Origin of the sequence: Burkholderia sp. IO2, from assembly GCF_029522185.1 — a bacterium.
GTDB lineage: Bacteria > Pseudomonadota > Gammaproteobacteria > Burkholderiales > Burkholderiaceae > Burkholderia > Burkholderia cenocepacia.
In genome coordinates, this window is sequence record NZ_JAKWFH010000001.1 from 220,095 (window position 1) to 233,580 (window position 13,486).

Here is a 13,486-nt window from a genome sequence, read left to right on the forward strand (position 1 = left end):
CCTAGAGAGTGGGATGGGGCGGGGCGATGCGGACCCGGCACCGCCCGTGGCTTCGTCAGCCGGCGGCGGCCGGCTTCGCGGGTGCGGGGGGGCCGGCTTGCGCGGTGGTCCTGGGCGACGCCGACGGTTTCTGCGTGACGGCCGTCGTCGCTGCCGCCGCTTTCGGCGCGGAGACCGTCTTCTGCGGCGCGGCGGCCTTCACCGGCGCGTTCTTCTCCGCTTCGACCGGCGCGTCGGGCGGCACGCCGAGCAGCTGCAACGAGCCGCTCGTGACCGACGCGAACACCGGGCCGGCCACCGTGCCGCCGTAGTAACCCTTGCCGCGCGGCTCGTCGATCATCACCGCGACGATCAGGCGCGGGTTGCTCATCGGCGCCATCCCCGCGAACAGCGCGCGGTACTTGCCCTTCGCGTAGCTCGCGCCGACCTGCTTGCGCGCGGTCCCGGTCTTGCCGCCGATCCGGTAGCCGTCGACGCGCGCGCGGCGCCCCGTGCCGCCTTCGCCGACCGCCATCTCGAGCATCGAGCGGATCGCGGCGGCGGTTTGCGGCGACGTCACGCGGTGGCCGCGGTGCGCGTCGATCGTCTGCTGATCGGTGCCGTTCTTCAGCAGCGACACCGGGTGCAGCGTGCCGTCGCCCGCATAGGCGGTGTAGGTCTGCGCGATCTGCAGCAGCGACATCGACAGCCCGTAGCCGTACGCCATCGTCGCCTGCTCGATCGGCCGCCAGCGCTTGTAGCCGCGCAGCCGGCCCGACGCGACGCCCGGGAACGTCAGCTCCGGCGCGCGGCCGATCCCGTACTCCTGGTATTTGTTCCAGATCGTTTCGGCGGGCAGGTTCAGCGCCAGTTTCGCGAGCGCGACGTTGCTCGACTTCTGCAGCGCCTGCGATACCGTCAGCGACCCGTGGTTCGACGTGTCGTGGATCACCGCCGGGCCGATCTTGTAGGTGCCCGGCGACGTGTTGATGATCGTGTTCGGCGTGACCTTGCGCTCGTCGATCGACAGCGCGACGACGAGCGGCTTGATCGTCGAGCCCGGTTCGAACGTGTCGATCACCGCGCGGTTGCGCAGTTGCTGGCCGGTGAGGCGGGCGCGGTCGTTCGGATCGAAGGTCGGGTAGTTCGCGAGCGCGAGGATCTCGCCGTTCTGCGCGTCGAGCACGACGACGCTGCCGGCTACCGCGTTGTTCTCGATCACGGCCGCCTTGAGCTGGCTGAAGGCGAGCTGCTGGATGCGGCGGTCGATCGTCAGCTCGATCGTCGCGCCGTGCTGCGCGGGGACGAGCGGGCGCGTGTCCGACACGATGCGGCCGAGCCGGTCGCGGATCACCTCGCGCTGGCCGGACGTGCCTTGCAGGCGCGCGTTGGCCGCGAGCTCGACGCCTTCCTGGCCCTTGTCCTCGACGTTCGTGAAGCCGACCACGTGCGCGGCCGATTCGCCTTCCGGGTAGAAGCGCTTCGAATCGGCGATCTGCGTGATGCCGTCGATCGCGAGCTTGTCGAGCCGGCTCGCGGTATCCGCGTCGACCTGCCGCTTGAGCAGCACGAACGTCTTGTCGTTGCCGAGACGCCGCTTCACCTCGACGAGCGGCATGTCGAGCAGCTTCGCGATCTGCGGGTAATCGGTGTCGGCGACCTGTTTCGGGTTCGCCCAGATTTCATAGGTCGACAGGCTGACCGCGAGCATCGCGCCGTTGCGGTCGACGATGCGCCCGCGCATCGCGTCGAGCTCGATCGTGCGCTGATAACGCTTCTGGCCCTGGCCGACGTAGAAATCCTGGTTCGCGACCTGCACCCAGAAAGCGCGCGCGATCAGCGCGGCGAACGCGAGGAACACGACGACCACGATCAGCCGCGAGCGCCACATCGGCAGGCGCGACGCGAGCATCGGATTCTTGGTCGCCGCTGCGTACGGATCGGCAGGGTGGGTCTTCTTTTTTACGCTCATGCAATGGCCGGGTCGGGCCGCCGGGCGGCGGCGGGTCAGTCTGAATAATGCGATTGTAATAAATGAGTAAACACCGTGTGGGGAAAGTATGTTCCGGCCCCGCAAAAAGGCGAATGGCAGGCGATCGGGAACACGGCGGAAAAGGGAGGAAGGCGGGGCCGGGCAGGCATTCGCGGCGGCTGCACAGGACGAAACACGCACGAGCGTCGCATGCCGATCCGAGCGTGCGGTCTTCGCCGCCGCGCGATCGCGAGCGTCCCGGCGCGCGATCAATTGCCCGCACCCCGGTTATTTCTTTAATCCAGAAAATGAAAAGCGCCTCGAACCGAGGCGCCATTCATGCTGAATATCGAAATGAATATCACCGATACCGGAATAAACCCGAAAACCGCAGACGATTCATGTCAATAATACCTATCGGGCAACGGAAATAAATTCCCGATATTCCGGCTGGGTGGTGCAGGTATCGACCGCCTGCAGCCGCCACGCGCCGTCGGGATGTTCGCCGGCGAGCACCGCGGGGCCTTGTTCACGCCGCGTCGCATCGAACGACAACCCCTTCAACTGACAGACGGCATTGCCGCTGTCGGCCGCGCAGAGCGCCATCGCGCCCTCGACGTCGCGGATCTTGCCCCAGGTCGGAAGGTCGATGCCCTGATGTGCCTCGCGCGACCACAGCCCCTCGTCGGTATCGACCCACAGTACCGCGAAGGAATGCCGGGTTGCCGATTCGCTGCCATTAATCCGAATGGTGAGGCGCATTGCGTCGTCTCCTGAAAAAAATGACACATTCGACCGTTTGGACTTGAACAGTCTAGATAGACTGGTGTGAAACGCAAGTGATAATCCGCAATAAATCCGTATTGGGTCTATTTCGGTTTCAGATGAAACGACGTCTGACGATTCATGGTCATTCCCGAGGCGTCAGCACACGCGGGGGACACCGGCGATCGCGGTGTCCATGCGAAGACGCGCGGCGGTCCAGACATGGGATGACAGTGCCGCCGGCCGCGTCGATCGGTCGCGCGCCGGCCGCCGCCGAAACCGCCGCGGGAGTGCGATCCGGCACCGCCCGGACGCGGCCCGAGCGAACGTTTCAGCGTGTTGACGCGGCGGCCGGCACGACACACTCCGACAATCGCGTACAAATCGGCACACTTTCGCGAAACTTTCGGGACAGACTTGCATGCGTTCGGGCCCCACACTGGGACCTTCCCGATCCTGTGCCGCGGACGCCCGTCCGCGCCGGCTGCCGCCACCTCGTGCCAGAGCGCGATCGACGCGATCGCAGGCCGCACGCCCGATCGGGAGCCGCCGGGGCGCGCGTCAGCCCCGGCCCGGCCGGTGAGCCGTGCGCCGCCCGCAACCGCAGGCACCGCGCCGCCCGGCCGACTCTTCGAAGGAGACTATCGTGCTGATCTGGAAAACCGCGTTGTCGCTCAACTGGCGGACGAGCCTTGTGTCGCCGGCCAGCGCACCGGTCGCGGCGGCGAACGTCGGACGGCTGGTGCTGACCGGCGCCACCGGCTTCATCGGCAGTACCGTGCTGACGGCGCTCGTCAATGCAGGGCTGCTCGAACGCATCGTCTGCGTCGTGCGTGCGCAGGACCGCGGCCATGCGGTCGCGCGGCTGCGTGAAGCGGCGTTGCGCGCGGGGCTTGCGCCGTACTGGGCGTCGCGCCTGACCGATGCGAACGTGATCGTCGGCGCGCTCGGCGACGTGTGGCACGGCGCCGATGCACCGCGTCTGGCCGGCGCGACGCACGTGATTCACTGCGCGGGCCACGCGTCGCCGGCCGACGGCGCGCATCTGCGGGCCGACATCGCCGATGCGGTGCACTTCGCCGAACGCTTTGCGCGCGCGCCGCGCCTGCAGCGCTTCGTGTACGTCGGCACGGCCTACGCGCATGCGGGCCGCGGCGGAATGGTGCAGGAGGAGGCGGAGCGCGACGCGGGGAACGACGCCGCGCCGGGCGACGACGGGCTGCCGGGCGCGGTGCTCGCGGCCGACTACCTGCACGCGAAGGCGGAAACGGAGCAGCGCCTGCGCGCGCTCGGACTGCCGCTCGTCGTCGTGCGGCCGTCGCATGTGGTCGGCCACACGGTGCTCGGGACGCGGCCCGCGCCGAATTCGTTCTGGATGTTCCGGCTCGCGCACGCGGCGCGCCGCTTCACCGCGCGGCCGATGACGCGCATCGACATCGTGTCGGTGGACGACGTGGCGCGCGCGACGATGCTGCTGGCCGTCAAGCCGACGCTCGCGCACGACGTCTATCACGTGTCGGCCGGCGACGAGGCGCCGCAGGTCGCGCAGATCGTGCGCGCGATGGACGAGGCGGCGGGGATGACCGGGGCGCCGCGCTACGCGGCGTGCGCGCCGGCCGAGCTGCCGCTCGTGGTGCGCGACGTGCTCGGGCGCCCCGATCCGGCGCTCGAGCGCGTGATCGGCCGGGCGCTGCAGCGCTGCGGGGAATTCGCGACGGTCGATCGCGTGTTCGACAATCGCCGCGTGCGCGACGAAATCGATTTCGAGCCGCTGCCGTTCATCGATTACGTCGAGGAGTGCATGCGCACGTCGCGCGGCGTGGCCGTGACCGAGCTGATGCGCGGCGCGATCCATTAGGGCCCGTTCACGCGAACGACCGCCCGCGCCACACCGGCGCCCGTTCCTGCCGATCGCGGGCGGGCGCCGTTTTTACGCGTGGCTGCCGAGCTCGATGAGCCGGTCGAGCGCGCGGTAGATGTCTTCGAGGCCGTCCTGGCCGAACCGCGACTCGAGCTGACGATATTGCTCGTCGATGCGCGGACCGATTTCCGTCACCAGTTTCCTGCTTTGCGGCGTCAGGCTGACCAGCAGCCGGCGCTGATCCTCCTGCGCACGCGTGCGCGTGATCAGGCCGTCGCGCTCCATCCGTTCCAGCACGCCGGTCAAACTCGGGCTCAGGATGCAGCAGCGTTTCGCGATCTGACCGGCTTCGAGCGCCTGCGCCGGTTCGCCGTCGAGCACGCGGATGATCCGCCATTGCTGTTCGGTCAGCGAGAATTCCTTGAGAATGGGGCGAAACAAACCCATCAGCGTTTCGCGAGCCTCGAGCAGCAGCATGGCCAGGTTGCGATGGTCGAGCGTACGGTTCATCGGGGGAGAGCAGAGGACGGGGACGCATCAATCTTAACAGCCGAAGCTGATGAATTTCGCCTATCAGGGTAATCGAGGTTGCCAGCGCACGATTGTTTACTTAAGATATTAACTATTGACGATGCGCCGCGACGCGCGGCAGGGGAATGACGCATGGAGCTGTCTTGCACGACCGCCGCGGCGCCGCCGTTGCCGGTCGCCATCGGTACCGTCTACGGGGCGCTGCTCAACGAGCGCGCGGCGCTCGACGCGCTCGGCGACGCCGTGAATGCGCCGCCTTACGGCCGCCCGCCGCAGGCGCCGATCCTGTACATCAAATCCGCCAACACGCATGCGGCCGACGGCGCCGCCGTCGTCGTGCCGGCCGGCGTCGATGCGCTGGAGATCGGCGCGTCGGTGGCCGTCGTGTTCGCCCGGCGCGCGACGCGCGTGGCGGCCGCGCAGGCGCTCGACTACGTGCACGGCTTCACGCTCGCGAGCGACGTGTCGGTGCCGCATCCCGACTACTACCGGCCGGCCGTGCGCTTCAAGTGCCGTGACGGTTTCTGCCCGCTCGGCCCGGCGATCGTGCCGGCCGCCGCGCTCGCCGACGTCGACGCGATCGGCCTGACGGTGCGGATCGACGGCGAGGTGGCCGCGTCCGCGTCGACCGCGACGCTGATTCGCCCGGTGCGCGCGCTGATCGCCGACGTGACGGCGTTCATGTCGTTCGACGCGGGCGACGTGCTGTTGCTCGGCGTCGCGGGCGGCGCACCGCATGCCCGCGCGGGCAGCACGATCGAGATCGCCGCGGCCGGCATCGGCACGTTGCGGCATACGCTGATGGCGGAGGGAGCACGATGAAGACGGCGCGCGTGATCTACAACGGCGCACTGCATGCGGCCGAACCGGCAGGCGACGGCGCGATCCGCCTGGATACGGGGCGGGTGGTGGCCGAGGACGCGGTGGCGTGGTTGCCGCCCGTCGCGCCGCGCACGACCTTCGCGCTCGGCCTGAACTACGCCGACCACGCGAAGGAACTCGCGTTCAACGCACCGACCGAGCCGCTGATTTTCCTGAAGGGGCCGAACACGTTCGTCGGCCACCGGTCGCTCACCGTGCGCCCGGCGGACGCCACGCACATGCATTACGAGTGCGAGCTGGCCGTCGTGATCGGCCGCCCGGCGCGCCGCGTGAGCCGCGCGCAGGCGATCGACTACGTGGCCGGCTATACGGTCGCGAACGACTACGCGATCCGCGACTATCTCGAAAACTACTACCGCCCGAACCTGCGCGTGAAGAACCGCGACACCTGCACGCCGCTCGGGCCGTGGTTCGTCAGCCGCGACGAGATCGGCGACGCGGGCGACCTGATGCTGCGCACGACGGTGAACGGCCGGGAGACGCAGCGCGGCAGCACGCGCGACATGGTGTTCGACGTGCCGGCGCTGATCGAGCACATCAGCAGCTTCATGACGCTTTCGCCGGGCGACCTGATCCTGACCGGCACGCCCGAGGGGCTGGCGGACACGCAGCCGGGCGACGAAGTCGTGACCGAAATCGAAGGGATCGGCCGGCTCGTGAACACGATCGTCGGCGAAGCGGACTACTATCGCGCCGGCTGAGGCCGTCGCCCAAGGAAGGAGAGCACATGACCATCAAGCACTGGATCGGCGGCCGCGAAGTGGAGAGCCGCGAAACCTTCACGACGCTGAACCCGGCGACGGGTGAAGTCATCACCGACGTCGCGTCGGGCGGCGAGACCGAGGTCGACGCGGCCGTGCGCGCCGCGAAGGAAGCGTTCCCGAAATGGGCGAACACGCCGGCCAAGGAGCGCGCAAAGCTGATGCGCAAGCTCGGCGAGCTGATCGAGAAGAACGTGCCGATGCTCGCCGCGCTGGAGACGCAGGACACCGGCCTGCCGATCGCGCAGACGAGCAAGCAGCTGATTCCGCGCGCGTCCGAGAACTTCAACTTCTTCGCGGAAGTGTGCGTGCAGATGAACGGGCGCACCTATCCGGTCGACGACCAGATGCTCAACTACACGCTGTACCAGCCGGTCGGCGTATGTGCGCTGGTGTCGCCGTGGAACGTGCCGTTCATGACGGCCACGTGGAAGACGGCGCCGTGCCTCGCGCTCGGCAACACGGCCGTGCTGAAGATGTCGGAGCTGTCACCGCTGACGGCCGACCAGCTCGGCCGGCTCGCGCTCGAAGCCGGCATCCCGCCCGGCGTGCTGAACGTCGTGCAGGGTTACGGCGCGACGGCCGGCGATGCGCTCGTGCGGCATCCGGACGTGCGCGCGGTGTCGTTTACCGGCGGCACGGTCACCGGCAAGCGGATCATGGAACGCGCGGGCCTCAAGAAGTATTCGATGGAGCTCGGCGGCAAGTCGCCGGTGCTCATTTTCGACGACGCCGATTTCGATCGCGCGCTCGACGCGTCGCTGTTCACGATCTTCTCGATCAACGGCGAACGCTGCACCGCCGGCTCGCGGATCTTCGTGCAACGCACGATCTACGACCGCTTCGTGCAGGAATTCGCGCGCCGCGCGAACAACCTGGTGGTCGGCGATCCGGCCGATCCGGGCACGAATCTCGGCGCGATGATCACGCGCCAGCACTGGGAAAAGGTGACGGGCTACATCCGCATCGGCGAGCAGGAAGGCGCGCGCGTGGTCGCCGGCGGCGCGGACAAGCCGGCCGGGCTGCCCGACCATCTGCGCAACGGCAACTTCGTGCGGCCGACCGTGTTCGCCGACGTCGACAACCGGATGCGCATCGCGCAGGAGGAGATCTTCGGGCCGGTCGCGTCCATCATCCCGTTCGACGACGAAGACGACGGGCTGCGGCTTGCGAACGACACGGCGTACGGCCTCGCGTCGTACATCTGGACGCAGGACGTCGGCAAGGTGCATCGCCTCGCGCGCGGCATCGAGGCCGGGATGGTGTTCGTCAACAGCCAGAACGTGCGCGACCTGCGCCAGCCGTTCGGCGGCGTGAAGGAATCGGGTACCGGGCGCGAGGGCGGCGAGTACAGTTTCGAGGTGTTCGCGGAGATCAAGAACGTGTGCATTTCGATGGGTTCGCATCACGTCCCGCGCTGGGGCGTGTGACGGGCGCAGGCCGTGTTGTCGCAAGAACGATAGGGAGACTTGAACGATGGGCAAACTGTCCCTCGCCGCGAAAATCACGCACGTGCCGTCGATGTACCTGTCGGAATTGCCCGGCAAGCATCACGGCTGCCGTGAAGCGGCGATCCGCGGCCACCAGTTGATCGGCGAGCGTTGCCGCGCGCTCGGCGTCGACACGATCGTCGTGTCGGACGTGCACTGGCTCGTCAACGCGGGCTATCACGTGAACTGCAATGCGCGGTTCGCGGGCACCTATACGAGCAACGAGCTGCCGCATTTCATCCGCGACATGCAGTACGCGTATCCGGGCAACCCGGCGCTCGGCCGGCTGATCGCCGAAACGGCCACCGAGCGCGGCGTCGCGACGCGCGCACACGAGATCGACAGCCTCGAACTCGAATACGGCACGCTCGTGCCGATGCGCTACATGAACGGCGACCAGCATTTCAAGGTCGTGTCGATCGCCGGCTGGTGCATGTGGCACACGCTCGACGAAAGCCGGCGCTTCGGCGAGGCGCTGCTCGAAGCGATCGAGAAGAGCGATTCGAACGTCGCGTTCCTCGCGAGCGGCTCGCTGTCGCACCGCTTCAACGACAACGGCAGCCCCGAGGAATCGATCCATCAGATCAGTCGCGAATTCTTCCGGCAGGTCGACCTGCGCGTGGTCGAGCTGTGGAAGCAGGGCGATTTCAAGACCTTCTGCGCGATGCTGCCCGAGTACAACACGCATTGCCACGGCGAAGGCGGCATGCACGACACCGCGATGCTGCTCGGGCTGCTCGGCTGGGATCGTTACGACCGGCCCGTCGAGATCGTCACCGACTATTTCGCGAGCTCGGGCACCGGGCAGATCAACGCGATCTTCCCGCTGCCCTGAGCGTTGCCGCCCGCCACGCCCTCGAATCCGACCGGAGAGTTGCCATGCCACACATCGTCGTCGAATACACCGCGAACATCCGCGACGACGCTCGCATTCCCGCGCTGCTGCGCACGATCAACGCGACGCTGATCGCGCAGGGCGGCGTGTTCCCGACCGGCGGCATCCGGTCGCGCGCGATCGAGCTGCACGACTACTGCGTCGCCGACGGCACGGAGGACGACGCGTTCGTCCACGTGACGCTGAAGATCGGCTCGGGCCGCACCGATGCGCAGAAAAAAGCCGCGTGCGACGCGCTGTTCGACGCGATCAAGGCCCATTTCGCCGAGCTGTACGCGAAACGCTATCTCGCGCTGTCGATGGAACTGACCGAGTTCAGCGAAAGCGGCTCGTACAAGCACAACAACATTCACGCCCGCTACAAGCGGGCCGGCTGAACCCCATTCCCGATCCGACCATGCTCGAACCCGCCCTCATCGACCAGCTCGCGCACCGTCTGCACGACGCCGAGCGCGCACGCACGCAGATCCGCCAGATCTCGCTCGACCATCCCGACATCACGATCGACGACGCCTATGCGATCCAGCGCGCGTGGGTAACCCTCAAGCTCGCGGAAGGCCGCACGCTGAAGGGACACAAGATCGGCCTCACGTCGAAGGCGATGCAGAGTTCGTCGCAGATCGACGAGCCCGACTACGGCGCGCTGCTCGACGACATGTTCTTCGCGGACGGCGGCACGATCCCGACCGGCCGCTTCATCGTGCCGCGCGTCGAGGTCGAGCTCGCGTTCGTGCTCGGCAAGCGGCTCACCGGCCCGAACTGCACGATCTTCGACGTGTACGACGCGGTCGACTACGTGGTGCCCGCGCTCGAGATCATCGACGCGCGCAGCCAGTCGATCGACCCCGACACCCAGCGGCCGCGCAAGGTGTTCGACACGATCGCCGACAACGCGGCGAACGCGGGCGTCGTGATCGGCGGCCGGCCGGTGCGCCCGCAGGACGTCGATTTGCGCTGGGTCGCGGCGATCATGTCGCGCAACGGCGTGGTCGAGGAAACCGGCGTGGCAGCCGGCGTGCTGAACCATCCGGCGAACGGCGTCGCGTGGCTCGCGAACCGGCTGTCGCGCTTCGACGTCGCGCTGGAGCCGGGGCAGATCGTGCTCGGCGGGTCGTTTACGCGGCCGTGCGCGGCGCGCTCGGGCGATACGTTCAGCGTCGACTACGGCCCGCTCGGGACGATCCAGTGCTATTTCGAGTGAGGTGAGCGAACGATGCAGATTCCGTCGAATGTCTTCAAGGCCGCGCTCGCGCGCGGCGACGCGCAGATCGGTTTGTGGCTCGGTCTCGCGAATCCGTACAGCGCCGAAGTGGTCGCGGGCGCCGGTTTCGACTGGCTGCTGATCGACGGCGAACATGCGCCGAACACGGTGCCGACGATCCTCGCGCAACTGCAGGCGATCGCGCCGTATCCGTCGCATCCGGTCGTGCGCGTGCCGTGGAACGATCCGGTGATCGTCAAGCAGGTGCTCGATCTCGGCGCGCAGACGCTGCTCGTGCCGATGGTGCAGAGCGCGGACGAGGCGCGCGCGGCGGTGGCGGCAACCCGTTACCCGCCGCACGGGATTCGCGGTGTCGGCAGTGCGCTGGCGCGCGCATCGCGGTGGAATCGCGTCGGCGAGTACCTGCATCGCGCGAACGACGAGATGGCCGTGCTCGTGCAGGTCGAGACGCGCGCGGGGCTGGAGGCGATCGATGCGATCGCGCGGGTCGACGGCGTCGATGGCGTGTTCATCGGGCCGGCTGATCTTGCGGCCGATCTCGGCCATCTCGGCCATCCGGGGCACCCGGACGTGCAGACCGCGATCGACGGCGCGATCCGCGCGATCAAGGCGGCCGGCAAGGCGCCGGGCATCCTGAGCGCGGATGAAGCAGCCGCGCGGCGCTATCTGGAAGCGGGCGCGTCGTTCGTCGCGGTCGGCGTCGATACGACGCTGCTGGCACGGAGCGCGGAGCGGCTCGCCGCGCAGTTCAAGGGGAGCGGCGGCGCCGCCGCGAAGCAGGGCGACGGCACGTATTGACGCAGCGGCGGGCGGTTTTCCCGTGCCGGGCGCCGGCCGTTCGTCGCGCGGCGTCATGCCCGCGCATGGCGGCCGTACTTATCCCGGTGCTTGCCGTCCCGCCTCCAGGTACCTTCCCGGCGTCGTCCCCAGCGCGCGCCGGAACATGTCGATGAACGCGCTCACGTTGTCGTACCCGAGATCGAGCGCGATCGTCGTCACCGGCACGCCGTCGGCAATGCGCTCCAGCGCCCGCAGCAGCCTGGCCTGCTGACGCCACTGCGCGAACGTCAGCCCCGTCTCGGCGACGAAGCGGCGGCTCATCGTCCGCGCGCCGATGCCGGCCCATTCGGCCCATTCCTCCAGCCGCCGGTCGTTCGCGAGATCCGCGGCCAGCGCATCGGTGATCTTCACGAGCCGCGGGTCCCGCGGCCGGACCAGCCCCAGCGCCTCGGCTTCCGACGCCGCGATTTCATCGAGGATCACGTCGGCGATCCGCGTCTGCGCGGCATTCAGATCGGAATCGCCCCAGCTCGCCGCGCGCTGCACGGCTTCGCGCAGCAGCGGCGTCGTGCGGATCGCGCGCGGCGTCGCCGGCAGCGCCGCGCAGCGGGCTTCGGCGACGAACGCCGACCAGCCGGCAATCGGCCCGAACGAGCGCAGCGAATGCCGGCAATGCGGCGGAATCCAGATTGCATGAATCGCCGGCACGACCCACTCCTGGTCGTCGAGGCCGATCGTCACGAGCCCGCTCAGCGCGCCGACGAGCTGGCCGCGCGCATGCGAATGCGGCGCGGTGATGCGCGGGTCGCGTTGCGACAGGACGGCGGCGACCACGAACGGGCCGTCGTCGGACGTGACGAAGCGGGCGGGCAGGAGTGGATCGGACATGGCCGGATATCGGTATCGAATGGCTGTTATACCGGAGATCGGCCGGATTCGCACGCCTACACTGCGTCCATCGATGACAACCGGAGTACGACGCGATGCGAGCCGAACAGATGCTTCCCGACCATGCCGACCGGATCGATGCCGGCGGAACGACGATCCGCAAGGGGACCGTCGGCGCGTTTCTGGTCAACGCGCGTGTATTGATCGACCCGAACGCTGCCCCGGCCGAGCGGGCGCGTGCGGAGGCCGACGCGATCGATGCGTTGCCCGCGCTGCGTGCGCTCGGCCTGTTCGACGTGCTGGAAGTACGCGACCCCGCGCTGCGCGCATGGCTCGATGCCCGGTAAGGCCCACTCTCCAGAATCGAAGGAATCACCATGAAAGCAGCAGTCGTCGAAGGCGCCGGACAGCGTCCGGTTCATACGGAGTTCGAACCGCCGAGTGCGATGCCGGGCCACAGCCTGATCGACGTGACGGCGTCCGCGCTGAGCCGCATCGCGCAGGGGCGTGCGGCGGGTACGCATTATTCCTCCGTTGGCGCTTATCCGTTCGTTGTGGGTGTCGACGGCGTGGGGCGTCTCGATGATGGCCGGCGCGTCTACTTCTTCGGTGCGCCCGCGCCGTTCGGTGCGATGGCCGAACGCACGATCGCGCCGGATACGCAGTGCGTGCCGCTGCCGGACGCGCTCGACGATGTCACGGCCGCGGCGATCGCGATTCCCGGGATGTCGTCGTGGGCGGCGCTGACCGAACGCGCGAGGTTCGTCGCGGGCGAGACGGTGCTCGTCAATGGCGCAACGGGCACGTCGGGGCGGCTCGCGGTGCGGATCGCGAAGCATCTCGGCGCGGCGAAGGTGATCGCGACGGGCCGCAACGCGGCCGCGTTGCAGGCGTTGCTGAGTGCCGGCGCGGACGCGGTGGTGTCGCTGCAGCAGGACGACGTGCATCTGGCGCGGGCGCTCGAACCGCATTTCCGCGCAGGCGTGGACGTCGTGCTCGATTATCTGTGGGGCGCCAGCGCGCAGACGCTGCTGGTTGTCGCCGCGAAGGCGACGCCCGGCGGCCGGCGGCTGCGTTTCGTGGAGATCGGCTCGATCAGCGGCGCGGATGTGCTGTTGCCGGGCGCCGTGCTGCGCGCGACCGCGATCGAGCTGATGGGCAGCGGCTTGGGCAGCGTGCCGTTGCCGCGCCTGCTGGCGTCGGTGCGCGGCGTGTTCGAAGCGGCCGGCGAGGCAGGACTCGCGATCGACACGCGCACGGTGCCGCTGTCGGCCGTTGGCGAACACTGGGGCGATTCGAGCAGCGTCGTGCGTCCGGTGTTCACGATGCGTGGCGGGTGAGCGGCGGATCGCCACGTGGCGGGCCGGATGTGGCGTGAGCGCCGGGTTGCGCGGCGGCATCGGGCCATTCGCCGTCATGCCGCCGCGCGTAACGTGAAAGCAGGCGGGGCGGCCGATCAC

At 68.5% G+C, this 13,486-nt stretch carries 14 protein-coding genes; 10 read left to right on the forward strand and 4 right to left on the reverse strand.

Annotated features, from left to right (window positions below):
- Positions 1–55: 55 nt before the first annotated feature.
- Together MMB92_RS00895 and MMB92_RS00900 are read right to left on the reverse strand one after the other, a co-directional pair.
- Positions 56–1,951, reverse strand: a complete 1,896-nt coding sequence (locus tag MMB92_RS00895) for a penicillin-binding protein 2 (RefSeq protein ID WP_048985571.1) — start codon at positions 1,949–1,951, stop codon at positions 56–58.
- A gap of 414 nt (positions 1,952–2,365) precedes the next feature.
- Entirely contained in the window at positions 2,366–2,713 is a 348-nt protein-coding gene (locus MMB92_RS00900) for a DUF3564 family protein (protein ID WP_109342429.1), read from the reverse strand.
- A 649-nt stretch (positions 2,714–3,362) separates the two neighbouring features.
- Between MMB92_RS00900 and MMB92_RS00905 the strand changes: the two genes are divergently transcribed.
- Positions 3,363–4,574, forward strand: a complete 1,212-nt coding sequence (locus MMB92_RS00905; RefSeq protein ID WP_212167860.1) for an SDR family oxidoreductase — start codon at positions 3,363–3,365, stop codon at positions 4,572–4,574.
- Positions 4,575–4,646: 72 nt separating this feature from the next.
- Here the strand turns inward: MMB92_RS00905 and hpaR are convergent, their stop codons facing one another.
- The gene (gene hpaR / locus MMB92_RS00910) at positions 4,647–5,087 is read right to left on the reverse strand and encodes a homoprotocatechuate degradation operon regulator HpaR (RefSeq protein ID WP_006490704.1); all 441 of its coding nucleotides are present in this window, start codon (positions 5,085–5,087) and stop codon (positions 4,647–4,649) included.
- A gap of 153 nt (positions 5,088–5,240) precedes the next feature.
- Here hpaR and MMB92_RS00915 point away from each other — a divergent pair, with 153 nt between their 5' ends.
- The 7 genes from MMB92_RS00915 to hpaI are packed head-to-tail and all read left to right on the forward strand — an operon-like array spanning position 5,241 to position 11,156.
- The gene (locus tag MMB92_RS00915) at positions 5,241–5,930 is read left to right on the forward strand and encodes a fumarylacetoacetate hydrolase family protein (RefSeq protein ID WP_006490705.1); all 690 of its coding nucleotides are present in this window, start codon (positions 5,241–5,243) and stop codon (positions 5,928–5,930) included.
- Positions 5,927–6,691, forward strand: coding sequence for a fumarylacetoacetate hydrolase family protein (locus tag MMB92_RS00920; protein ID WP_034202418.1), 765 nt, complete (start codon positions 5,927–5,929; stop codon positions 6,689–6,691). Before MMB92_RS00915 ends, MMB92_RS00920 begins: the two co-directional genes overlap by 4 nt.
- 26 nt (positions 6,692–6,717) lie before the next feature.
- A complete protein-coding gene (hpaE, locus tag MMB92_RS00925; protein ID WP_277562458.1) occupies positions 6,718–8,181 on the forward strand; it encodes a 5-carboxymethyl-2-hydroxymuconate semialdehyde dehydrogenase in 1,464 nt (487 codons plus the stop codon).
- A 46-nt stretch (positions 8,182–8,227) separates the two neighbouring features.
- The gene (gene hpaD, locus MMB92_RS00930) at positions 8,228–9,076 is read left to right on the forward strand and encodes a 3,4-dihydroxyphenylacetate 2,3-dioxygenase (RefSeq protein WP_006494970.1); all 849 of its coding nucleotides are present in this window, start codon (positions 8,228–8,230) and stop codon (positions 9,074–9,076) included.
- Positions 9,077–9,120: 44 nt separating this feature from the next.
- Complete coding sequence (locus MMB92_RS00935) at positions 9,121–9,513, forward strand: 5-carboxymethyl-2-hydroxymuconate Delta-isomerase (RefSeq protein WP_006494969.1); 393 nt, start codon at positions 9,121–9,123, stop codon at positions 9,511–9,513.
- Positions 9,514–9,533: 20 nt separating this feature from the next.
- Positions 9,534–10,337 (forward strand): 2-oxo-hept-4-ene-1,7-dioate hydratase, encoded by an 804-nt coding sequence (hpaH, locus tag MMB92_RS00940; RefSeq protein ID WP_006490710.1) that lies wholly within the window; start codon positions 9,534–9,536, stop codon positions 10,335–10,337.
- A 12-nt stretch (positions 10,338–10,349) separates the two neighbouring features.
- A complete protein-coding gene (hpaI, locus tag MMB92_RS00945) occupies positions 10,350–11,156 on the forward strand; it encodes a 4-hydroxy-2-oxoheptanedioate aldolase (RefSeq protein ID WP_034202416.1) in 807 nt (268 codons plus the stop codon).
- A 78-nt stretch (positions 11,157–11,234) separates the two neighbouring features.
- Here hpaI and MMB92_RS00950 read toward each other — a convergent pair whose 3' ends face one another.
- Positions 11,235–12,026 carry a helix-turn-helix transcriptional regulator gene (locus MMB92_RS00950; protein ID WP_006490701.1) on the reverse strand — a complete coding sequence of 264 codons (792 nt, stop codon included), beginning with the start codon at positions 12,024–12,026 and terminating at the stop codon, positions 11,235–11,237.
- A 95-nt stretch (positions 12,027–12,121) separates the two neighbouring features.
- Here MMB92_RS00950 and MMB92_RS00955 point away from each other — a divergent pair, with 95 nt between their 5' ends.
- Complete coding sequence (locus MMB92_RS00955; protein ID WP_006490702.1) at positions 12,122–12,373, forward strand: hypothetical protein; 252 nt, start codon at positions 12,122–12,124, stop codon at positions 12,371–12,373.
- Between the two features lie 30 nt (positions 12,374–12,403).
- On the forward strand, positions 12,404–13,366 hold the full coding sequence (locus tag MMB92_RS00960; protein ID WP_277562459.1) for a zinc-binding alcohol dehydrogenase family protein: 963 nt from the start codon (positions 12,404–12,406) through the stop codon (positions 13,364–13,366).
- Positions 13,367–13,486: the final 120 nt, after the last annotated feature.